This is a genomic window from Trueperella sp. HMSC08B05 (assembly GCF_001808405.1).
GTDB lineage: Bacteria > Actinomycetota > Actinomycetes > Actinomycetales > Actinomycetaceae > Trueperella > Trueperella bernardiae.
On sequence record NZ_KV793239.1, the window covers coordinates 74,985 to 96,143 of the forward strand.

General features: G+C 67.7%; 18 protein-coding genes. 10 read left to right on the top strand and 8 right to left on the bottom strand.

The features are described 5' to 3' along the window. Positions 1–35 precede the first annotated feature (35 nt). Positions 36–1,292 (top strand): AI-2E family transporter, encoded by a 1,257-nt coding sequence (locus HMPREF3167_RS04485; RefSeq protein ID WP_070445723.1) that lies wholly within the window; start codon positions 36–38, stop codon positions 1,290–1,292. A 10-nt stretch (positions 1,293–1,302) separates the two neighbouring features. Here the strand turns inward: HMPREF3167_RS04485 and HMPREF3167_RS04490 are convergent, their stop codons facing one another. From HMPREF3167_RS04490 to HMPREF3167_RS04500, 3 genes are all read right to left on the bottom strand, one after another. Next, on the bottom strand, positions 1,303–2,268 hold the full coding sequence (locus HMPREF3167_RS04490) for an ABC transporter substrate-binding protein (protein ID WP_070445724.1): 966 nt from the start codon (positions 2,266–2,268) through the stop codon (positions 1,303–1,305). Positions 2,269–2,345: 77 nt separating this feature from the next. Beyond that, the gene (locus HMPREF3167_RS04495) at positions 2,346–3,173 is read right to left on the bottom strand and encodes an ABC transporter ATP-binding protein (RefSeq protein ID WP_068539287.1); all 828 of its coding nucleotides are present in this window, start codon (positions 3,171–3,173) and stop codon (positions 2,346–2,348) included. After that, complete coding sequence (locus tag HMPREF3167_RS04500) at positions 3,170–4,168, bottom strand: FecCD family ABC transporter permease (RefSeq protein ID WP_062613981.1); 999 nt, start codon at positions 4,166–4,168, stop codon at positions 3,170–3,172. The genes HMPREF3167_RS04495 and HMPREF3167_RS04500 overlap by 4 nt, the downstream gene beginning before the upstream one ends. Before the next feature lie 307 nt (positions 4,169–4,475). On the opposite strand from HMPREF3167_RS04500, the gene HMPREF3167_RS04505 reads away from it, so the two are divergent. The 3 genes from HMPREF3167_RS04505 to HMPREF3167_RS04515 are packed head-to-tail and all read left to right on the top strand — an operon-like array spanning position 4,476 to position 6,955. Beyond that, on the top strand, positions 4,476–5,507 hold the full coding sequence (locus HMPREF3167_RS04505) for an ornithine cyclodeaminase (protein ID WP_070445725.1): 1,032 nt from the start codon (positions 4,476–4,478) through the stop codon (positions 5,505–5,507). A gap of 34 nt (positions 5,508–5,541) precedes the next feature. Further along, positions 5,542–6,315: a DUF998 domain-containing protein gene (locus tag HMPREF3167_RS04510; RefSeq protein WP_148132384.1), complete on the top strand. Its 774-nt coding sequence runs from the start codon at positions 5,542–5,544 to the stop codon at positions 6,313–6,315. Beyond that, positions 6,275–6,955, top strand: a complete 681-nt coding sequence (locus HMPREF3167_RS04515; protein ID WP_083281074.1) for an alpha/beta fold hydrolase — start codon at positions 6,275–6,277, stop codon at positions 6,953–6,955. The genes HMPREF3167_RS04510 and HMPREF3167_RS04515 overlap by 41 nt, the downstream gene beginning before the upstream one ends. 24 nt (positions 6,956–6,979) lie before the next feature. Here HMPREF3167_RS04515 and lysX read toward each other — a convergent pair whose 3' ends face one another. Beyond that, positions 6,980–10,324, bottom strand: a complete 3,345-nt coding sequence (gene lysX / locus HMPREF3167_RS04520; RefSeq protein ID WP_083281075.1) for a bifunctional lysylphosphatidylglycerol synthetase/lysine--tRNA ligase LysX — start codon at positions 10,322–10,324, stop codon at positions 6,980–6,982. Between the two features lie 191 nt (positions 10,325–10,515). On the opposite strand from lysX, the gene HMPREF3167_RS04525 reads away from it, so the two are divergent. Genes HMPREF3167_RS04525 through HMPREF3167_RS04540 form a run of 4 tightly spaced genes read left to right on the top strand, consistent with a single transcriptional unit; the run spans position 10,516 to position 15,180 of the window. Further along, positions 10,516–12,165 carry an L-lactate permease gene (locus HMPREF3167_RS04525; protein WP_371440122.1) on the top strand — a complete coding sequence of 550 codons (1,650 nt, stop codon included), beginning with the start codon at positions 10,516–10,518 and terminating at the stop codon, positions 12,163–12,165. An 11-nt stretch (positions 12,166–12,176) separates the two neighbouring features. Continuing rightward, positions 12,177–12,965, top strand: a complete 789-nt coding sequence (locus tag HMPREF3167_RS04530) for a (Fe-S)-binding protein (RefSeq protein ID WP_062613976.1) — start codon at positions 12,177–12,179, stop codon at positions 12,963–12,965. Next, a complete protein-coding gene (locus HMPREF3167_RS04535; RefSeq protein WP_070445735.1) occupies positions 12,965–14,560 on the top strand; it encodes a LutB/LldF family L-lactate oxidation iron-sulfur protein in 1,596 nt (531 codons plus the stop codon). The genes HMPREF3167_RS04530 and HMPREF3167_RS04535 overlap by 1 nt, the downstream gene beginning before the upstream one ends. Further along, the gene (locus HMPREF3167_RS04540; protein ID WP_070445737.1) at positions 14,557–15,180 is read left to right on the top strand and encodes a LutC/YkgG family protein; all 624 of its coding nucleotides are present in this window, start codon (positions 14,557–14,559) and stop codon (positions 15,178–15,180) included. The genes HMPREF3167_RS04535 and HMPREF3167_RS04540 overlap by 4 nt, the downstream gene beginning before the upstream one ends. A gap of 68 nt (positions 15,181–15,248) precedes the next feature. On the opposite strand, the gene HMPREF3167_RS04545 is transcribed toward HMPREF3167_RS04540, so the two are convergent. Further along, entirely contained in the window at positions 15,249–16,607 is a 1,359-nt protein-coding gene (locus HMPREF3167_RS04545; protein WP_068539298.1) for a DUF5692 family protein, read from the bottom strand. Positions 16,608–16,860: 253 nt separating this feature from the next. On the opposite strand from HMPREF3167_RS04545, the gene HMPREF3167_RS04550 reads away from it, so the two are divergent. Beyond that, positions 16,861–17,901, top strand: a complete 1,041-nt coding sequence (locus HMPREF3167_RS04550) for a hypothetical protein (RefSeq protein ID WP_062613972.1) — start codon at positions 16,861–16,863, stop codon at positions 17,899–17,901. A 2-nt stretch (positions 17,902–17,903) separates the two neighbouring features. Next, entirely contained in the window at positions 17,904–18,923 is a 1,020-nt protein-coding gene (locus tag HMPREF3167_RS04555) for a DUF5692 family protein (RefSeq protein ID WP_068539300.1), read from the top strand. Positions 18,924–19,053: 130 nt separating this feature from the next. Here the strand turns inward: HMPREF3167_RS04555 and HMPREF3167_RS04560 are convergent, their stop codons facing one another. From HMPREF3167_RS04560 to HMPREF3167_RS04570, 3 genes are all read right to left on the bottom strand, one after another. Further along, on the bottom strand, positions 19,054–19,503 hold the full coding sequence (locus HMPREF3167_RS04560) for a carboxymuconolactone decarboxylase family protein (RefSeq protein ID WP_070445739.1): 450 nt from the start codon (positions 19,501–19,503) through the stop codon (positions 19,054–19,056). Positions 19,504–19,619: 116 nt separating this feature from the next. After that, positions 19,620–20,237, bottom strand: a complete 618-nt coding sequence (locus HMPREF3167_RS04565; RefSeq protein ID WP_062613969.1) for an NUDIX hydrolase N-terminal domain-containing protein — start codon at positions 20,235–20,237, stop codon at positions 19,620–19,622. After that, entirely contained in the window at positions 20,234–21,133 is a 900-nt protein-coding gene (locus HMPREF3167_RS04570; RefSeq protein ID WP_070445742.1) for a DUF4862 family protein, read from the bottom strand. Before HMPREF3167_RS04570 ends, HMPREF3167_RS04565 begins: the two co-directional genes overlap by 4 nt. Between the last annotated feature and the right edge of the window lie 26 nt (positions 21,134–21,159).

The window sequence follows — 21,159 nt, forward strand, 5'->3', positions numbered from 1 at the left end:
CGTGCCCACCGGCACAAGCGAGTAGGCTCGAAGGCATGATGAATTGGATTTGTGGGCGCAAAAAGGCGTCAACCGAGAAGGCGCAGGTGGCTACGGATGAGGCACAGGTGGCCGCGATCGCCGCGGGGAAATCCACTGGCACGTGGGGTGGCATGGTGGCGCCCCCGGCGGCGATGAACTCGGCGCTGGGCGTGCCGCACTGGCTGGCCAAGTATGGGCTCGCCTCCTGGATGCTGATCGGCCTGGGGATCGTGATCGTGGCGATCGCGTGGATCTTGGGCGCGGTCACCGAGGTGTTCCTGGGCGTCTTCCTGTCCTTCGTGCTCACCGCCGTGCTCTACCCGATCGTATCGTGGCTGTCGAAGTACATGCCCCGCACGGCTGCCACCGCGCTCGCCATGCTGTTTGGCTTCATTGTGTTCGGCGGGATGGTCAGCTACGTAGTCTACTCGGTGGCCAACGAATGGGACTCGCTGGCCAATCAGTTTCAGGACGGCGTGAACTCCATCCTCGACTTCTTCACCCGCGACAACCTGCCTTGGCACCTGTCCCGCCAGGACCTGTCCGAGGCGATCTCGAACGCCGTGTCCACGGGCACGGATTGGATCCAGTCCAACGCGGGCACCATCGCGCAGACCGTGCTGGCCAACGCCTCGAACTTCGCCGTCGTCATGACGATCCTGGCTCTGTCGCTGTTCGTCACCTTCTTTTTCCTTGCCCAGGGCCCTCAGATGTGGCTGTGGTTCTTGAACCTGCTCCCGGCGCGCAACCGCTCCCGCAGCCACCTGGGCGCGACGGCCGGCTGGGTGGCCTTCTCCGGGTACGCCCGCGGCACCGTCATCATTTCGATCATCAACGGGATCCTGGCCTTCATCTTCTTGTCAATCGTGGGCGTGCCGCTGTCAGCCCCGCTCGCCGTCCTGGTGTTGATCGGCACGTTCATTCCGCTGGTCGGCGCACCGGCGGCGATGGTGGTGGCGATGATCGTAGCGCTGGCGTCGGGCGGCCTGGTCAAGTTCATCGTCGTGGGCGTGGGCATCGCGGGCATTGGCCAGATCGAAGGGCACCTCCTCCAGCCGCTTATCATGGGCCGCCAGGTGGCGCTTCACCCGATCGTGGTGGCGATCGGCGTGGCGGCAGGTGGCTTCGCCGGCGGCCTGGTGGGCGCGGTGATTGCGATCCCGCTCATGGCGATCGCCTGGTCGGTCTACCGCACGCTCCGCCAGGGCGACGAGGAGATGACCGAGCTTCCCGACATCCCGCAGGAGAAGGTGCTCCCTGAAGAGGACTAACCCCTCACCTTTACTTTTGCACCTCGGTAGCGATCGTGGCGTAGCCCTTGTCCATCTGCAGGCCGGCCGTGGAGGAGGCCTCGTTCATCGGCAGTAGCACCACGCGCCCGTCCCTGATCGCGGGCACGTCGGCCAGCGCCGGGTTGCCCAGCAGATCCTCGAAGGGCTCAAGTCCGGCGCCCATGAAATCCTCCACGAACAAGATGTCGGGGCTGGCCTTGAGCAGGGTTTCGGCGTCGATCGGCATGGTACGAGTGATGCCGGCGGCCGCGCCGGCGTCGGTGGCGCCCGCGCGGATCGCCAGGCCGGGCACCACGTTGTTCACGCCCATCGCCATGACCTTGCCCCCGCGCGCGATGAGCTCGAGCACCGCCGGGCTCTTCTTGCTCTCAACCTGCGCCACCTCGGCGTCGATCTGCGCGATCCGCCCCAGGAAATCGTTCGTCAGCCCCGCGGCCGTGACCGGCATCCCCAGTTTCTCGCCCATCTTCTCCACCGCCGCCGCGTACAGCTCCGGGGTGTCGAACTCGTGGCCGTCGAAGTCGAGCACCTCCACGCCGGCTGCGCGCAGCTGCTCGGCCACCCCGCTCTCCGACTCGAAGCGCGCCGTCATCACCACCAGGTCCGGGTTGTAGGACAGGATCTGTTCGGCGTCGGGGTTGATGCCCGTCTCGAGCCGCTCGGTCACCTGCCGCGCGAGCTCCGGGTTCTGCCCCATCGGCGACGCCGCCGACGCCGAAATCACCGCCACGTTCTCCGGCCCAGCGAGCATGAGGGCCATGTCGCTGGTCTCGGGGCTGGTGGCCACGATGCGCGTGTAGGCGCTGGTCTCCGTCACGGTGTCCGTAGGCTCATCGGTTTGGGTTGTGGTCTCGGCACTTCCCGACGCCGACGGCCCGGCCTCCCCCGAACTCGCCGGCGCGTGGGAGCACGCTGCGAGGGCCAGGACGGCTGCGGCTGCAAGGAGTTTCTTCATGATGTTGACCTTTCGTGAGTCGAAAATGGATAGGAGGGCATGTGATCAGGGGCTTCGCGGAGCCTGCGTGAGCGGTGCTAGAGCGGGGTGACGACGAGCGTGCCGGTGACCGGGGAGGGCCGGACGTCCACGGGCGTGCCGTAGATCTCCTTGATCGCCTCGGGAGTGAGCACCTCGCCTGGCGTGCCGCGGGCCCGCACCCGCGCCCCTCCCAGCCGGGGCTGGAGGAGGACTAGCTCGTCACAGAACCGGGCGGCGAGCGTGAGATCGTGCAGGACGGCGATCACGGTCCGACGCCGGTCGGCCGCCACCCAGGGCCGTAGCACCTTGAGCACGGCCACGGCGTGGGACAGGTCGAGCGCGGAGACCGGCTCATCCAGCAAGAGCAGGGGCGCGTCCTGTGCGAGAGCGCGGGCCAGGCCGGTGAGCTGGCGTTCACCTCCCGAGGTCTGCCGGGTGGGGCGCTCGGCCCAGGCCAGCGCGCCGGTGGCGGCAAGGGCGGACGCGACACGGGCGTCGTCGTCGGCGGAAAGCGAACCGAAGCGCGGGAGAGCGGCATACCGGCCCATCTCCACCACCTCGCGGCCGGTGAAGGCCGAGCCGCGCAGGGATTCCTGGGCGAGGTAGGCCACAAGCTCGGCCCGCCGGCGCGCAGAGAGTCGGGCAAGGCTCTCCCCGCCGACCTCCACCACACCCTCAGCCGGCACCAGCCCCAGGATGGCCTTGACCAGCGTGGACTTGCCCGCGCCGTTCGGACCGATGAGACCCACGATCCGGCCGGCGCCGAGCTCGAGGTGGGCGATGTCCAGCACGGGCCGGTCGCCGTAGCCGGCCCGAAGGCCGCGCAGGCTGACCGCGGCCGCCGCGCGCCCAGCAACCGGCTGCCCGGCGCTCGCCCCGCTCATCGGTGCCCCTCCCTCAGCACGAGGAAGAGCAGCATCGGCGCGCCCACCAGTGCCGTCACCACCCCGGTCTGCAGCACCACGGGGGTGAAGATCATGCGGGCTACGGTGTCGGCGACGATGAGGAACACCGCGCCGAAGATGAAGGACGCGGGGATGAGCATCCGGTAGTTCTCCCCGCGCGCCAGACGAATGAGGTGGGGCACCACCAGCCCGACGAACGAGATCACGCCCGTGGTAGCCACGGCACCGGCGGTGGCGAGCGCCGCGAAGGCCAGCACCGTGTGCGACACCCGCCGCACCGCCACCCCCGAGCTCTGGGCCGTCGAGGCGCCGAGGGAGAGCATGTTGAGCTCGCGGGCGTGTAGGCCCACGCCGATCGCGCCGATCACCACAGGCGCCACTACCAGCGCGACGTCGGACATCGTGCGCCCGGCGAGGTCGCCGTTCAGCCAGAAGATGGCCGAGCGGGCGTTTTCGGCGTCGGGGGCGTTGGCGATCGTGGCGGCGATGATAGCGCCGAGGAAGGAGTTGAGAGCCACGCCCACCAGCAGGATCGTGGCCGTGGACGCCCGCGGGCCGCGCGCCCCCACCAGCTGCACGAGCCCAGTGGCGGCCAACGCCCCGGCGAACGCGCCGAGCGGCAGCAGGGCCGGATGCGCGAGCGAGGCCCCGGACACGATGACGACCACCGCGACCGCGGCCGCTCCCGTCCCCACCCCGGTGATCCCCGGCTCGGCGAGCGGGTTGCGGAACACGGCCTGCATGGCAGCCCCGGCCACCGCGAGCGCCCCGCCCACGAGCGCGGCCATGAGCACGCGTGGGAGGCGGATGTGGGTGATGAGGGCGTCGGAGGCGGGGGCATCAGCGCCGGTGATGGCACGGGAGAGGGCGGCGGCGACGTCGGCTGGCGGGGTGAGGATCGGGCCGATGGCAACGGCGAGGAGCATAGCGACACCGAGGGCCACGCACCCGATGAGGAGCCCGCGCTTGCTCATGGCAACCTCCTCGCACTCTCGTTGCCATCTGGACCGTTTCAGCCTACGCACTCTCCGCCGGCGCGTCGAACGGAGGGCCGATCAGCTTAGCGACATGCGCGCGGCAACCGGTCACGTAAGGCGCCCACCCCGCCGGCCGCGACCCGCACCCAACGCCCCAGCGCGGCATCGGGAGAAAGCCCGGAAAAGCCGCGCCACGGCGTCGCGAAAAAGGCCCCCGCCACCACCGCCGAGCCCGCGGGCGGACCGCCTAGCCACGCCCCCGGCGGCGCGCTACGATGTGATGAACAACGCGAAAGGATCACCCATGACCACCTTCGTTGACGTGACGAACATGTCGCGCTGGATCTTCAGCACCGGCGTGGAGAAGATCATCTCCGGGATGATGGACTACCTCGAAGCCGACTTCCTCAACTGGGACTCGTTCGAGAAGATCCCGCGCGTGGCCAGCCACTCCCCGATCGGGGTGATCGAGCTGATGCCCACGTCGAACTCGGAGGAGTACTCGTTCAAGTACGTCAACGGCCACCCGTCCAACCCAGCGCGCGGCTTCCAGACGGTCACGGCGTTCGGCGTGCTCGCCGACGTCGACAACGGCTATCCGACCTTCCTCGCCGAGATGACCCTGCTCACCGCCCTGCGCACGGCCGCGTGCTCCGCGCTCGTGGCACGCACGCTGGCCCGCCCGGACTCGCACGTCCACGCCCTCATCGGCTCGGGTTCGCAGTCGGAATTCCAGGCGCTCGGCATGCGCGCCGCGCTCGGCCTGGAAGAGCTGCGCATCTACGACATCGACCCGCACGCCATGGAAAAATTCCACCGCAACCTCGCCCCGCTGGGCTTTACGATCACGGTGTGCGACAGCGTGGACGACGCCGTGGCCGGGGCCGACGTCATCACCGTCTGCACCGCCGACAAGGCCAACAACACCATCCTGTCGGATGCGCAGGTGCGACCCGGCGTGCACCTCAACGCGATCGGCGGGGACTGTCCGGGCAAAACCGAGCTCGAAGCCGCGATCCTTGAGCGCTCCACTGTGTTCGTGGAATTCACCCCGCAAACCCGCATCGAGGGCGAGATCCAGCAGATGGCCCCGGACTTCCCCGTGACCGAGTTCGCCGGCGTCCTGGCGGGTAAGGCGCCCGGGCGGACGTCGGCAGACGAGATCACCCTGTTCGACTCCGTTGGCTTCGCCATGAGCGACTTCTCCGCCCTGCGCTACACGCGCGACTCCGTGGCCGGCACCAGCTACTTCGACGACATCGAGCTGGTCGCCGAACCCGACGACCCCAAGGACCTGTTCTCCCTCATCGTGCCCTCTCTTCATCCGGTGGGCTGATGGGGATCACGGCGCGGCGCGCTAGGTTTGATGCGTGTTGATTGCCGCGATCGCCTTGACCCTGGGAGCGCTGGCCTATGCCAGCGTTCTGACCGAGGCCGCCCTCGGCTACCCGCTCTCCCCCACGGTGTCGTATTTGTCCGAGCTGTCGGCGGCGGACCAGGCGTCCTCCGCGCTCGTGCGCTCGATGGATGCGGCTGCGGGGGTGGCGTTCGCGGCCGTCGGGTTTTACTTGTGGTCACGACGCCGTGGCGCGGCGCGCGACCTCCTGCCCGGGGTACGCTGGGGGTTAGGCCACGCGGGTGAGCTGGATGCGGAGCTGGCGGGAGCGCGCGGCGGGCTGCTGGGCGGTGCCGGGGTTGGCGGCCGGCTGGCCAGGCTCGTGCCGGAGCGGGTGCTCGTAGCACTGGTGCCGGGCGGGATGGCGCTGTCCGGAGTCGCCACCGTGTTGGACGCCGCCTTCCCCATGGACTGTGCCGAATCCGTGCCCTCGTGCCGGGCACAACTCGAGGCCGGCACGTCGTTCAGCCACCTCGCCCATACGGTGACGTCGTCGCTGGCGGGGCTCGGACTGGTCGCGGTGGCGGTGGGCGCGCTGCTCGCCGGCACGCGGGTGATGCGGGCCGTGGGGGCCGTGGTGGTAGGGGCGATGGGCGTGGAGCTCGTGACGATCGCCGCCGGGTGGCCGGTGGGGATCGCGCAGCGCGTGCAGGTGGCGGCGTCCGTCGTCCTCATGCTGGTGATTGCGGCACGGATGGGAGGTGGACATGTGGGTGATCCTGCCCGGACTGGCTCTCGCTCCGCGTGACTACGCGCCGCTCGCCGCGCTCCTTCGCGGGCGCGTCATCGTGGCCGACCAGTGGGCCGTGCCCCTCACCTCGGAGGATCTGCCGCGCGCCCTCGGACTCCCCGACCGCGGCACCGAGCGGCTCGACCTTATCGGCCACTCGCTCGGCGGGCTCGCCGCCCTCTCCTTAGCCCTGGACGGCGCAGACTCTCTCACCCTGCTCGACCCCACCACCCTCGGCGAGGCCAGCTCCCACGTACGCGTTCCCCGGTTCGCCGCCCCGCTCGGAGCGCTGGCCCGCGCGGCGGCCATGCTTGCCCTGACGGGGAAGGACCCGATTTCCGGGGCCGAGCGGCAGGCGCGCTACGGCACGCCCGCCGGCCTCGAGGCCATCACCTTCCAGCTCGCCGAGCTTGCCCGCCTGCAGGATCGGATCTCTCAGAAGCTGAAGCACCCGCTTCCGCCCACGTTGCACGTGTGCGCTCTCCCCCACCCGGGGGCGAGCTCGCATCGCTCGGCCCAGCGCGCGTTCGCGCGCCAGATCGGTAGCGAGCTCATCGAGGCACGCGGCTGGAACCACCTGTTCCCGCTCACGCACCCGGCCGAGGTGGCGGAGTTGATCCTGGCCGGCCCATCTACTCGCCAACCGCCCGCCAACTGACCCGCCGGCACCGGCACCGGCACCCTACTGGGCGGGTTTGACGAACGGGAACGCCAGCGTGTCGCGGATCGTGCCGTCCACCAGGAACATCGTCAGCCGGTCGATGCCAATCCCGAGCCCGCCGGTGGGCCGCATGCCGAACTCGAGGGCGCTCAAGAACTCCTCGTCAACCTCCATCGCCTCGGCGTCCCCGGCGGCAGCCAGCAGGGACTGGCGGGTGAGGCGGTCGCGCTGGTCGATCGGGTCGGTCAGCTCGGTGTACGCGGTGCCGAGCTCCATGCCGAAGGCCACGAGGTCCCAGCGCTCGGCCAGCCCGGGAACGGAGCGGTGCGGGGCGGTGAGCGGCGAGGTCTCCACGGGGAAGTCGAGGTAGAAGGTCGGCTCCTCGGTCTGGGACTCCACCAGCTCGTCGTACAGCTCGGTCACCATCGCGCCGGGCGTAGCGTGCAGGCCCACCTCGATGTCGAACTTCTTGCACAGCTCACGCAGCTCCTCCGCGCTCGTCTCGGCGGTGACGCGCTGGCCGCAGGCCTCGGAGACGGCGTCATGAACCGTGATTGAGCGCCACGGGCCGGAGATATCGAGCCAGCCGCCGCCCGGGCGCGGCACGCGCGGCGAGCCGTGCACCGCGGTGGCGGCGGCGATGATGAGCTCGCGGGTGAGGTCGCGCATCGTGAGGTAGTCGCCGTAGGCCTCGTATGCCTCGAGCGACGTGAACTCGGGGTTGTGCGTGGAGTCGGCGCCCTCATTGCGGAAGTTGCGTCCGAGTTCGAACACACGCTCCACGCCCGCCACGCACAGCCGCTTGAGGAACAGTTCGGGGGCGATACGCATGGTGAGGTTGAGGTCGTAAGCGTTGATGTGGGTGGCGAACGGACGGGCGTTCGCGCCGCCGTGCACGCGTTGGAGGATCGGGGTCTCGACCTCGATGTAGTCCCGGCCGGCCAGGAAGTCGCGCACGGCCTTCACCGCCGCCGACCTCGTGTACAGGCGCGTCCACGCCCCCGCGTCGGTGGCCAGGTACATGTGGCGGTTGCGCAGGCGGGCCTCGGGGTCGGCCACGCCGCGGAACTTGTCCGGCGGCGCCACCAGCGACTTCGCCGCCATGGTCCAAGACTCCACTGCGAAGGTGGGCTCGCCGGTACGGGAGACGCCGAGGCGCCCGGTCACGGACACCACGTCCCCACGGTCCACGCCCGCACGCCACAGCGCCATGTCGGCCGCGCCTGAGCGCTCGAGGCTGATCTGCAGCTCGTCGGTGCCCTCGCGCAGATCGGCGAAAATGATGCCGCCGTGGTCGCGGATGCGCAGGATGCGCCCCACGATCGAGATCTCGCCCACGACGCCGTCCGCGCCCGTCGCGTCAACAGCGCCCGTTGCGTCCGCGCCAGGCCCGGACGCAACCGGACCCCGCTTGACCTGCGCGATCGAGGCCGTGTGCGGGACGGCGGGCGGGTAGGCATCCATGCCGGCCGCCTCAAGGGTGGCGAGCTTGGCGATTCGCACGCGCTGCTGCTCGTTGCGCTTGGGCTCGATCGCAGGTGGGTTGAGCAGCTCGTCGAGGATAGGTTGCATGCGCGCCACAACGTCGCCCACATACGTTGCCGACTCCTGGGCGGCGTTGCGGCGGCGGAAGGCCTGGGGGACGTCGGGCACGAAGCCTTCGGCCCGCCCGCACGCGATGAGGGGGCGGGTGAGTTGCTGGGCCGAGCTGTAACACATGAGGCGGCGCTTCCACACCGGGTTGTACTTGGCGTTCGACTCGTACAGCGAGTGCAACTGCCACCAGCGCGAGGCCAGCATGAGGATGCGGTAGTTGAGGCGCTGCAACGGGGTGGCGCCCACGCGCTCGCTGACCTCGAAGGCCGAGCGGAACATGGCGAAGTTGAGCGAGATACGGTCAATCGCAAGGTTTTCGGCGTTCTGCATGAGCTCGGTCATCATGAGCTCGTTGACGCCGGAGGCCGCGTCCGGCGAGCGGCGCATGAGGTCCAGCGACACCCCGCGCTTACCCCACGGTACGAACGTGAGAAGGGAGCGGACCTCGCCCCCGGCGTCGTGGGCGGTGACGACGAGGATGCGGGGGTCGCGCGGGTCGCCCAGCCGGCCGAGCGCCATGGAGAAGCCGCGCTCGTCGCCCACGCGCCAACGCTCGGCGCAGGCGGCCAGTTCGGCCAGCTCGGCGGCGTCGATCTCCTCCTGGCGGCGGATCTTCACGGTGTAGCCCGCATTGCGCGGGCCGGCGATCGCGCGGCGGACGGGCTTGTTCTTCGACAGGGAGAAGTCGGCGGGGTAGATGACCGACTCATCCCCCATCGCGATGAGGTGCATGCCGGCGTCCTGGTAGGCGCGGGCGCCCTCTTCGGAGGCGGAAATAACGGCGGGAACCCAACTGTAGCGGCGGGCCACCAACTGCCAGGTGGCAATCGCCTCCGGCCACGAGCGCCGATCACCCAGCGGGTCGCCGCCCGCCAACGCCACGCCGTTGGTCACCTTCCACGAGATCGCCGCCCGGCCGTTGGGGCTGGTGGTGAGCCGGCGGTCGTCGCGGGTGGCGAAGTAGGACAGGGAGTCGGCGTCGTCATCGTGAAGGAGTATCGTGCGCGCGGTGACCTCCGAATCAACCTGGCGGGCCACCTGGCGGGCGTCGGCGCGAAAGAAGGTGGAGATCGCGCCAAGCAGGCCGGCGACCACGATGATCTCAACGATGAGGAAGGTCCACCAGCCGGCGTCGTAGGAGACGTCGTAGGGGTGGCCGGTCGGGTCGGCGCTAACGATCGCGGCGGCCGCCCACTTCGCCGCGTCGAGGTAGGGCATGTGGTAGACCATGACGGCGCTGAGGAAGCCGTACCCGTATCCCAGGCCAAGCCCGCCGAGGCCGACCGCGAGCGCCCGCCACCATGCCCCGCGTACGAGCCGCCCCGGGAACGCCGCGCGCGCCCACAGCAGCACGATGATCGACGCGAGTGCGAAGAGTGCGGCGGCGACAAAGAGGAAGTATTCCAGGCGCTCCACGCCCAGCTCGGCAAGGTCGTGCCACATTGGGATGACCGCCACGGCAAGGGCGAGGGTGGTCACCTGGAAGACGACGAGGAAGCCAATCATCGCGGCGCGCTGGCGGCGCATGAAGCCGGAGGCCAGCATGGCGTTGATGAGGCCCCAGATGAGGGAGGGGTCGGAGTAGATGTTCGTCAGCCAAAAGAAGTCGGAGATCGCGGCCGCGGTGCCGGGAGCGATGCGCTCAACCAGCAGGCCCACGATATTCCACACGGCCACCACCTGAAGGAGGAAGGTGAAGAAGCGCGCGACTGCCTCTTGGCTGGCGCGCACGGGCTGACACGGTAGGTCCACGTCCATCGATGTATGCATAGGGCAATCCTATGACTCGACCCTCTGCGCGCCCGTCATACCGTGGTACAGCCGCGGGACCGCCCTCCTCAGACCTCACGATTTGCGCAAGCAAACTCTGACGTAAAGACGGACATTTTCCCAGATCTTGGCTATGTGCGCGCGAAGTGTTTCACTAAGGTAGGGAGAAGAAATCGACAACAAGGATGTTTATGATTGCGCTTACACTCTTTCAGCCTTCGACCACGGCGATCGCCGGGTCGTCGCTGATCACTGCTCTTGTTAGCCTCCTGCCCCTCGTATTCTTCTTCGTCGCGCTCGGGGTGTTTTCCATCCCCACACACTGGTGCGCGCTCGGCGCCCTTGTGGTGGCGCTGATCGTGGCCACGGTCGGCTTCGACATGCCGGCGGCGATGGCGGGCATGTCCGCCGTTGAAGGCGCGGCCTTCGGCCTCATCCCGATCATCTACATCGTGGTGATGGCCGTGTGGCTGTACAACCTCACCGACCGCTCCGGCCGCGCCGCTGACGTCCAGGCCGTCTTCTCGGCCGTGGGCAAAGGAGACAAGCGCATCCAGGGCCTCCTCATCGGCTACGCGTTCTGCGGCCTACTCGAGGGCCTGGCCGGCTTCGGCGCCCCCGTGGCGATCGCCTGCACGATGATGTGGGCGCTCGGCCTGCCCCCGATCCGCGCCGCGCTCGCCGTCATGGTAGGCAACGCTCTCAACGTCGGGTTCGGCGCGATGGCGATCCCGGTCACCACCGTGGCCAAACTCGGCGGCGAAGACCCGAACCTGGTGGGCGCCACCATGGGCCGCATCACCCCGATCCTGCTCATCATCGTCCCCTTCCTCATGCTGTTCATCATGGACGGCATGCGCGGGATCAGGGACGGCTGGCTCGCCGCGATCGTCGCCTGGGCCGGCATGGCCGCCGGCGTGGGGCTCACCTCCAACTTCCTGTCCTACGAGCTCGCCGCCGTGGTCGGCTCCCTGCTCTCCTTCGCCGCGCTCGCCGCGCTGCTACGTTTTTGGACGCCGACGACGCCCGAGGACTTGCGTTCCCCCGCGCCCACCGAGCAACTTTCGGGCAGCCGGATCATGCTCGGCCTCCTGCCGTACTGGCTGGTGGTCATCGTCTTCGCGGTGGCCAAGCTGTGGCGCATCGGGGTGGACGTGCCGGCCGCCCTGGCCTCCACCGACATCTCCTTCGTCTGGCCGGGCCTGGCCGACGTCATGGGGCTGAACGGCCAGCAGAACACGTCGGTCACCTTCACCCTGCCCTGGCTGTCCTCGCCCGGCACGATGCTCTTCTTCACCGGTCTGGTGGTGGCGATCGCGTACTCGCGCTCGGAGGGACGTTTCGAGCTGCCGTTTGCCACCGGCATGCGCACGCTCGTCACCACCGTGGTCAACCTGCGCATCGCGATCCTCACGATCTGCCTGGTCATGGCCCTGGCCTACGTCATGAACTTCTCCGGCCAGACCGTGGCGATCGGCGCGTGGCTGGCCGGCACGGGCGCCGCCTTCGCCTTCCTCTCCCCCATGCTCGGCTGGATCGGCACCGCCGTGACCGGCTCGGCCACCTCGGCCGGCGCCCTGTTCGGAAACCTGCAGGCCACCGCCGCCCAGGCGGCCGACCTGCCCACCCGCCTCCTCCTCGGCGTCAACGAGATCGGCGGCGGCATCGGCAAAATCGTCAGCCCCCAGAACCTCGCGATCGCGGCAGGCGCCGTGAAGTCCGAGGGCTCCGAGTCGGAAATCTTGCGCAAGGCCGCCCCCTACTCTCTTACCCTCATCGTCCTGCTGGGCCTCATCACGGTCCTCGCCTCCAACGGAATCCTCGGATTCCTCATCGCATAGAAAGGTTCACCATGAGAATCGCGCTTTTCTCCACCTGCATGAACGACCTCATGTTCCCGCAGGCCGCGCAAGCAACGGTGCATCTCCTCCGCCGCCTCGGCCACGAGGTCGTCTTCCCCGAGGATCAGGCATGTTGCGGCCAGATGCACATCAACACCGGCTACTACCCCGAGGCCCTGCCCCTCATTGAGAATCACGTGCGCACGTTCGCCCCCGTGCTCGACGGCGAGTGGGACGCGATCGTGGCCCCCTCCGGCTCGTGCACCGGCTCGATCCGCACCCAGCAGGCGATGGTGGCCCGCGAACTCGGCCACACGGACCTCGCCACCAAGGCCGAGAAGATCGCCGAGAAGACGTACGACCTGCCCGAACTCATCGTGGACGTGCTCGGCATGGTCGACGTCGGGGCCTACTTCCCCCACCGCGTCACCTACCACACCACCTGCCACTCGCTGCGCGTGGCAAAGGTGGGCGACAAGCCGCTCCAGCTCATCCAGGCCGTGGAGGGCATCGACTACGTCCCGCTTCCCGACGCCGACGTGTGCTGCGGCTTCGGCGGCACGTTCTCGGTGAAGAACCCCGACGTGTCCTCGGCCATGCTCACCGACAAGATGGCCAACATCAAGTCCACCGGCGCCGAAATCCTCGTGGCCGGCGACTACTCGTGCCTCATGAACATCGCCGGCGGCCTGTCCCGCACACGCTCCGGAATCCGCGCCATGCACCTGGCCGAGGTGCTCGCCGGCAGCCAGGATGACCCGTTCATCGCCCCGGCCACAACCACGAAGGTAGGTGCCTAATGTTGAACATCAAGGAACTGGGCTCGAAGCTGGGGCTCAACCCCGCCGACTGGGCCGAAAAGGACATCGCCGAAACCGAGCTCGGCTGGGTGCCCGGCCACCCCATTCCCAACGACCCGCTCCGCTGGGGTCAGTCCTTCCGTGAAGGCTCAGAGGAAACCCTGCGCAACACGCAGATGCGGCGCAACCTCGGGTATGCCACCGGCAAGATCCGCACCAAGCGCAACACGCGCGTGGAGGAAATGCCCGACTGGGAGGCGCTGCGCGAATCGGCGTCGAACATCAAGCGCACCGTGGCCGCGAACTGGGTCGAGCTGCTCGAACAGTTCGAGGCGAACGTGACCGCCAAGGGCGGCGTCGTGCACTGGGCGCGCGACGCCGATGAGGCCAACCGCATCGTCTACGACCTGGTCAAGGCGAAGGGCGTGGACGAGGTGGTCAAGGTCAAGTCCATGGCCACGCAGGAGATCAACCTCAACGAATACCTGGGCGAGCGCGGGATCCAGGCGTGGGAGACCGACCTGGCCGAGATGATCGTCCAGCTGTCGGAGGACATGCCCTCGCACGTCGTCGTGCCCGCGATCCACCGCAACCGCGCCGAGGTCAAGGCGATCTTCGAGGCGCGCATGGACGACGCCGGGGAGCTCACCCACGAGCCGCGCGTGCTCGCCATGGCGGCCCGCGCCCACCTGCGCAAGAAGTTCCTCTCCGCGAAGGTGGCGATCTCGGGCGCGAACATCGGCGTGGCCGAGACCGGGACCGTGGCGATCTACGAATCCGAGGGCAACGGCCGCATGTGCCTCACCCTGCCCGAAACCCTCATCACGGTCATGGGCATCGAAAAGCTGGTGCCGCACTTCCAGGACATCGAGGTGTTCTCCCAGCTCCTGCCCCGCTCCGCCACCGGCGAGCGCATGAACCCCTACACCTCCTTCTGGACGGGCGTCACGGAGGGCGACGGCCCGCAGGAGTTCCACCTCATCCTCATGGACAACGGGCGCACCAACGTGCTGCACGACCCGGTGGGCCGTGAAGCCCTCAAATGCATCCGCTGCGCGGCCTGCATGAACATCTGCCCCGTGTACCGCGTGACGGGCGGGCACGCCTACAATTCGGTCTACCCCGGGCCGATCGGCGCGATCCTCACCCCGCAGCTGCTGGGCGCCACGGACCGCAAGGACCCGGCCTCCACACTCCCGTTCGCCTCGACCCTGTGTGGGGCGTGCTACGACGTGTGCCCGGTCAAGATCAACATCCCCGACATCCTGGTCCACCTGCGCCACAAGTACGCCGAAGCCAACCGGGGCGGCATCCCCGACAAGTGGGACATCGGCATGAAGGCCACGTCCAAGATCATGAGATCGGGCAAGGCCATGGAGGCGGCCGGCAAGGCCGTGACCACCGGCCGTGTGGCCGCCGGCAAGGATCGCAAGATCGGCTACCTGCCCCTGCCTGTGGCCAAGGACTGGACCCGCGCCCGCGACATCCCCGCCCCGCCCGCACAATCCTTCCGCGATTGGTGGCACGAAGAGGGCTGCTGCGGTGGCAAAGACTCGGAGGGCTGCTGTGGCGGCCATGAAGGAGGTGCGCGATGAGCGCCAAGGACGTGATTTTGAACCGCATCCGTAACGTCGGCCCGATCCCCACCCCGGAGATCCCGCGCGACTACCGCTTCGGCACCGACGCCTCGCGCGCGGTCGTCATCGACGAGATGGAAGAGGCCCTTATCGACTACACCGCGGTGGTCAAGCGCGTGAGTCCGGACGGGATCGCCGCCGCGATCGACGAGCTGCTCGACGACTGCTCGAGCGTGGTAGTGCCCGCCGGCCTGCCCGCCGAGTGGCAGGAGGCCGCCGGCAAGGGCCGGGAGGTTCGCGTGGACGAGCCGGCGCTTTCCAAGGCCGAGCTTGATTCCATCGACGCCGTCCTCACCGCCTCGCGCGTGGCCGTGGCTAACTCGGGCACGATCATGCTTGACGGCCAGGCCGATCAGGGCCGGCGCGCGATCACGCTGGTGCCGGACACGCACGTCGTCGTGCTCGAAGCCGACGCCATCAAGGCCACCCTCCCCGAGGCCGTGGCCGTGCTGGGCGAGAACCCCACCCGGCCCACCACGTGGATCGCGGGCCCGTCGGCCACCTCGGACATCGAGCTGGTGCGCGTGGACGGGGTGCACGGGCCGCGCAACCTGCGGGTGATCATCGTCGAGCGGTAGGCCACACGTAGGCAACAGGGCGAGGGCCCCGGGAGCGATCCCGGGGCCCTCGCCTGCTGAGCGTGCAGTTACTTCTTCACGTCCCAACGGGGGTCGGCCTTAACGCCCTTCTCAATGAGGCGCGGGTCGGCAGACATCGGCGTGCGCGGCTTGGGGTAGCGCTTGTCTTCCTTCCACCAGGGCATCCAGCCCACCCAGCCGTGCGCGGGAGGGGTTGGCGATTCGGGCTCGAAGCCCAGCTCGGCCGGGGTTTCCTTGATCGTGTCGACCAGGAAGTACTTGTCGGCGTCGTCGAAATTGTCCTTGACGATGTCGCGGAACTCCTTGTGCTCGTGGTACAGGCCGTCGCGTAGCGGGTGACGGCCAGTTTTAACCATCTTGTAAATCCAGTAGACGAACAACGCCACGTTGGAAATCAGCGCCGCCCACGCGCACACCTCGTTGGCGAACGGGTCCATCGTGGAGAAGTTGTGCATCTTCCCCGGCGGCACGAAGAACTCGGCGAGCAGGTTGTTCACCGCGATCCAGAACATGAGGGTGAAGCAGCGGAACCAGATCCACTGCCCGCGCGCCCACGTGAACGCTGGGATCGTGCACGCCAACAGCAGGGCGAGCGTGGCGTACCACGTGTAGTCGGACAGGGAGTTGTAGAGGAAGGCGTGGTTCCACAGGTCATAGGCGATGACCCACGGCCAGACCATGTCAACCCAGATCAGCCCGCGCACCTTGTCCTTGCCGTTGGCCTTCTTCATGCCCGGCGAGGTGATCATGATCTTGCCCAGACCCGTGATCGTGATGATGTTGAGCAGGCCCGCAATCGCGGTGATGATGTTCCAGTACCCGCCAATCGTGCGGAAGCCGGTGGCCGGGTCGATGCCCACGTTGTTCGCTTCGAAGTTCGCGGCGAGCGCCTGGTACCACTCGGGACTGTGGAGGGTGGCCGTGATCCCGCGGGCCTCGGGCAGGCCGGCCAGCATGTCGCGGGCCGAGCCGTCGTTGATCGCCTGCAGGCAGGCCGGGTCGGCGGCGCAGGCGTTATACGTGTCGGCCTCGAAGAAAATTGTGATGTCGCGGATGTTGGCCTCCATGATGTTGAGGGCCAACCCCAGCCAAAGCGCCACACCAAACCAGATCGCGTAACGGTGGGCCTTGAGCGGGTTGCGCTTGCCGTACCACAGCAGATAGCCGGTCATCGTGGCGGTGGCCACCATGATCGCGAACTTGCCGAACGGGAACCAGCCCACGATCGGGATCGCATACTTGATCGCGAACGGCATCGCGAGCACGCCACCCACCGTCCACAGCACAAACACCGTCCACGGCCACCTGCGATGCACCTCCGCGATCGCCACCTGCGCGACGAACACCACCAGCCATGTCACGTACACAATGGGAGTTCCTATCTCCCACAAAAAGAGCGAGTCCACGTCATTTCTCCTACCGCCGCGCGCCCTTGCGCAGCCCCGCGGCGTCGCCATTGACGCCTAGAAACAGTGGCATTAGCGTATACCCAGCTCACAGGCACGCTTTAAGGACCTCAGTCCCCACAAATGTGCACGAGGTCACAGTAAGCTCTTCTTCAACCAAAATGCGTGCGGTGGCATTCGTGGCGTCCGACGACGACGTCGGCCCGGCCCGTCGTCGTCGTTCGCAACAGATTCCAACGAAGGAAGAAGCACAATGCAAGCGAAGTCCGCATTGAAGATCCTTGCGCCGATCGGGCTCGCCGGCCTGGGCGGCATGATCACATTCAGCCAGCTCACCGGCAAAGCCACCCCCGAGGAAAACGCCTGGTACTACCCGGCCGACGACCTCATCGACGCCCACTACACCAACGGCCGCTCCTCAACCTACGCGATCGACATCGACGCGCCCGCCTACGCCGTCTACCGCATCATCAAGCAAATCGGCGCCAACCGCACCGGCTCATTCAGCTCGGACCTGCTCGAACGCGTCTTCGCCCGGCTCCCCTTCTACAACTCCTACGAAATCCAGGAAGAATACCAGCAGCCCGATTCGCTCATGCCCGGCGACAACGCCGCATTCGACTTCCACGGGATGTCGATGGAGTGGACCGACGTCGTACCCGGAAAGTACCTCGTGGAATGGGTAGACACGAAGTCCGCGCCCATGGCCCCCGGATCGTATGCCTTCCGCTTCCCCGGCATGAAACACTTCGCCGCAGCCTGGTGCTTCTACCTCATGCCACTCAAGGGCGAGCGCACCCGCCTCATCAACCACTGGCGCATCGGATTCGAGCCCAACGGCAAGATCATCTCCGCTATCAATTGGACCAACATCGAGCTCATCGGCGGCGTCATGGCCCACCTGCAAAACATCTACATCAAGCGCGTAGCCGAGTTCCGCAAGAAGGAAACCCTGGGCGGCAAGGCCATGCGCAAGGTCTTCGGCGGCGGGATCATCAACACCGGCACCCCGGCCGGCCGATACGACGGCACCCCGCTCTTCGACAACACCTACACGCAATGGTTCCAGTACGGACGCCAGCGGCCCTCCGTGCTCGACATCCGCGAACCTGTCACCGACAATCCAAATTGGCCGCCCACGGGCCCGGACACGCCCTGGGCCGACGTCGTCGACGAAGAGTACTTCGTGGACTGGGAAGAGCCCGAATTCTCCTGGGACGAGCAGATCCGCCAGAAGATGGAACGCACCTACCTCAAGCGCTGGGGCAAGAAGACGCCGAGCGAGGGTAAATAGCCATGAATCCCCCAATTCCCGATTACCCCACCCTGTTCTTCTTCGAGGTGGGCGAGTGGTGGGACTACGCGATGCTCCTCGTGGTCATCGCGGGGCTCGCCTTCACGGCGTGGCTCGCGCAACGTAGCAAGTACGTGGCGCTCGCCGTGTTCATCGTCATCCCGGTCACGCTCACAATTTTCGTGTGGCCCACCTCCACCCAAGGCACGGAGGCCGCCGGGTGGTTCGCGATCGTCAAGCAATACTCGGCGCTCGCCGGATCACTCAGCTTGGTGGCCCTGCAGTACGTGAAGAAACTGCAGACCAACAAGTGGTACCTGCTCATCCCGCCGCTGCTGCTGGCCGTCAACATTGTGGAGGCGGTCATCCGCGACTTCCAGTGCTACTTCATCCACGGCGCCGACCCCGTGACCGGCCAGTGGACGTGGGGCGGGCCCTGGAACATCATGAACGGCGTGGCCGGGATCCTCAACCTGCTGATGATCTCCGGTTGGATCGGCATCTACGTGTCCAAGAATAAGGACAAGGGCATCATCTGGGGCGACCTCACCGTGTGGTGGATCATCGCCTACGACCTGTGGAACGTTGCCTACGTCTACAACTGCCTCTCGGACCGCGCGTGGTACTCCGGCGTGGCACTCCTGCTGGCCTGCACGATCCCCGCACTCATGTGGTTCGGGCGCGGCCAGTGGATCCAGTACCGGGCCTACACCCTCACGTTCTGGTCCGCGATCGTGCTCACCTTCCCGCACTTCATGCACGATTCCATGTTCGCCCACCGGCACAGCCAGAACCCGCACGCGATGTTCCTCATCGCCGCACTCGCCCTGGCAGCGAACGCGGCGCTGTCCATCTACCACTTCTACCGCGTGTTCAAGTACCGGCGGAACCCACTCACGCAGGAGGTCTACTCCGACACCCCCACCTACATCACCTGGGTGCACGACACCGCCACTCCCGAGGCGCAGGACCGGATCGCCGCCCGCCTGGGCAAGACACCCGAGGAAGTGGGCTATCGGTAACGGCCAGCGCGTGGCCTAACCGGGCTTGTGCGTGACCTGACTGGCCTCGTCCCGCGAAGGGACAGGGTTGGCCCTGCCGGCCGGGCTGGCCGGGCGCGGCCGGCTACCAGGCGCGGTCTGGGCCGGGGGGTTAGCGCAGGCGGTGGCCCGACGCGATCGAAATCCGGTTGTAGGCGCCGATGAGGATAATCGACCACTCCAGGGCCGAGACCTGCTCCGGGGTGAAATACTCGAGGGCGGCGGCGATCACGGCGTCGCGCGCCTCGGGGCGCTCCAGGGTGGTGAGAGCCTCAGCCAGCTCGAGGATCGCACGCTGCTTGGGCGTGAACGGGGAGCCGGCGTCACGCCACGCGGGCAGGACGTCGATGTGGCACTGGTCCATACCGGCCTCGCGCAGGGCGGGGACGTGGACGCCGAGGCACGCCACGCAGCCGTTGATCTGCGAGACGCGCACTTTCGCCAGCTCGACCTCCTCCGCGGTGAGGCCTGCCGCCTCCCACGCCTCGCGCGACTTCATCGAAGCGGCGTTGAGAGCCTTGTAGACATCCGGGGTTGCCTTGGCAATGTCGATTCGGGTCATTCTTCTCCTTCGGTCAAACGCGAGGTCGTTCGGGGAACGCATGCATTCTACGGGCGCGCGCCCACCACGTTCGCACCCTGTAGCCGACCACGGGCGGATTTCATTCCCGCGATTCACTAATCAAAAACGACGTCCGCGCCCGCACCCGCGGCCACTCCCGCCAGGCACATCTCTACCTGCGCGCGGGTGGTTTTGCCCTCGTGGAGCGGGGGAAGCTCGTCCAAGCCGAAGTAGCCCGAGTCGATCGTTTCTACATTCGGCTCAAACTGGCCGCCCATCACGTCGCAGGCCACAAAGATCTTCCAGATGCTCCACGGCAGCTCGGGCTGGTTATGCTTGGCTCGGTCCTGGACGGCGAGCACACGCCGGGGCACCACGTCCAGGCCGGCCTCTTCCTTGGTTTCCTTGGCCACGTTCTGCCCCAGGGTCAGGCCGATGTCGGCCCACCCGCCGGGCATCGCCCATCGGCCGGAGGCCTCCTGCACCAGCAGGATCTTGCCCTCGCGCACGATCACAGCCCGGGTGTCTAGCTTCGGGGTTTGGTAGCCGTCCTCGTTGCAGAAAAGCTCAGCCACCTTCTCCACCGGCACGTCGGTGTAGGAGGCGAGGATCTCCGCCGAGATCTCCCGCAGGCGCGTATACCGCTCCCTGTCGAAGACGTCCGTGGCGTAGGCCAGGCCCGTCTGGGCGATTGCTTGGATTTCGGTGGCCCACGTCAGCCATTGCTCGTTCATGGGATCAGCCTACCCAAGCCCGCCCAGGCCTCCGCCACACGCGCGATCATGGCCACCCGCGCCTCGACCCCGGCGTCGGCGGGGACCTGGATCTTGACCCCGCGGTAGTCTTCGGTGCCGCCCCCGGCCGCAATGAAATCGCGGACGCGCCGCGGGGTGAGCAGGCTTGAGGGCTCATCCACGCTGAGGGGCAGGTGGGTGTCAGCCCAGCCGGCGCCGTACGCGGTGTCCGCCCCTCCCGCGCCCGAGCACATGAGCCCGGCGAGCAACCCGTGCTCGGCCAACAGCGCCGCCTGCGCCTCGGGCCGGCCGGGATCCTGGGACTCGATCACCGAGCGCCCCCAGTTCAGCGCGATCTTCACACCGACTTGCCGGGCCACCTCGATCTCTTCCTCCAGGCTGAGGAAGTTCTTCTCCCCGGCCCCCGCGCGGCCGCGGGCGTCGCAGTGCTCGATCACGATCTCCACGCCGATCCGCTCGGCCTCGGGCAGCAGGTCGCCGAGCGAGGCCACCAGCGCCCCGGCATCGGCCGTATGGCTCGGCGCGGAGTGTAGCTCCACCCGCCGCACCACTCCCCCGGCGGCATCATTCAGCGACTCAACGGCGCCCAGGATCTGGCGCGCTTGAGTAAGCGCGGCGGTCCGGGCAGCGTCATCGGGACTCCCCAACCCGAACCCGGGCCAGGAGCCGAGCATCCGCATCGTGTCGGGGATCGCGGTCACCACCGAGTCCGTGAAACGGCCGGCGAGCTGGCGGGCGAGCCAGGCGGGGTCGGGGTCGAGGGCGTCGGTGCGCCACGGGATCTCCAGGCCGGTGGCGATGGGGGCGAGCGCGTCGAGGAAGGCTTCTTGTTCGGCGCGGGTGGCGGGCATCGCCGCGTAGGCTCCAACGATCATGTCAGTCCTTTCAATCCTTCCAATCC

Excerpts from the sequence above, each read along its gene's own strand:
- HMPREF3167_RS04530 (WP_062613976.1), top strand. The coding sequence starts at position 12,177 with ATGAGAATCGCGCTTTTCTCCACCTGCATGAACGACCTCATGTTCCCG.
- HMPREF3167_RS04555 (WP_068539300.1), top strand. The coding sequence starts at position 17,904 with ATGAATCCCCCAATTCCCGATTACCCCACCCTGTTCTTCTTCGAGGTG.
- HMPREF3167_RS04550 (WP_062613972.1), top strand. The coding sequence starts at position 16,861 with ATGCAAGCGAAGTCCGCATTGAAGATCCTTGCGCCGATCGGGCTCGCC.
- HMPREF3167_RS04505 (WP_070445725.1), top strand. The coding sequence starts at position 4,476 with ATGACCACCTTCGTTGACGTGACGAACATGTCGCGCTGGATCTTCAGC.
- HMPREF3167_RS04485 (WP_070445723.1), top strand. The coding sequence starts at position 36 with ATGATGAATTGGATTTGTGGGCGCAAAAAGGCGTCAACCGAGAAGGCG.
- HMPREF3167_RS04535 (WP_070445735.1), top strand. The coding sequence starts at position 12,965 with ATGTTGAACATCAAGGAACTGGGCTCGAAGCTGGGGCTCAACCCCGCC.
- HMPREF3167_RS04540 (WP_070445737.1), top strand. The coding sequence starts at position 14,557 with ATGAGCGCCAAGGACGTGATTTTGAACCGCATCCGTAACGTCGGCCCG.
- HMPREF3167_RS04570 (WP_070445742.1), bottom strand. The coding sequence starts at position 21,133 with ATGATCGTTGGAGCCTACGCGGCGATGCCCGCCACCCGCGCCGAACAA.
- lysX (WP_083281075.1), bottom strand. The coding sequence starts at position 10,324 with ATGCATACATCGATGGACGTGGACCTACCGTGTCAGCCCGTGCGCGCC.
- HMPREF3167_RS04565 (WP_062613969.1), bottom strand. The coding sequence starts at position 20,237 with ATGAACGAGCAATGGCTGACGTGGGCCACCGAAATCCAAGCAATCGCC.
- HMPREF3167_RS04500 (WP_062613981.1), bottom strand. The coding sequence starts at position 4,168 with ATGAGCAAGCGCGGGCTCCTCATCGGGTGCGTGGCCCTCGGTGTCGCT.
- HMPREF3167_RS04525 (WP_371440122.1), top strand. The coding sequence starts at position 10,516 with ATGATTGCGCTTACACTCTTTCAGCCTTCGACCACGGCGATCGCCGGG.
- HMPREF3167_RS04560 (WP_070445739.1), bottom strand. The coding sequence starts at position 19,503 with ATGACCCGAATCGACATTGCCAAGGCAACCCCGGATGTCTACAAGGCT.
- HMPREF3167_RS04495 (WP_068539287.1), bottom strand. The coding sequence starts at position 3,173 with ATGAGCGGGGCGAGCGCCGGGCAGCCGGTTGCTGGGCGCGCGGCGGCC.
- HMPREF3167_RS04515 (WP_083281074.1), top strand. The coding sequence starts at position 6,275 with ATGTGGGTGATCCTGCCCGGACTGGCTCTCGCTCCGCGTGACTACGCG.
- HMPREF3167_RS04490 (WP_070445724.1), bottom strand. The coding sequence starts at position 2,268 with ATGAAGAAACTCCTTGCAGCCGCAGCCGTCCTGGCCCTCGCAGCGTGC.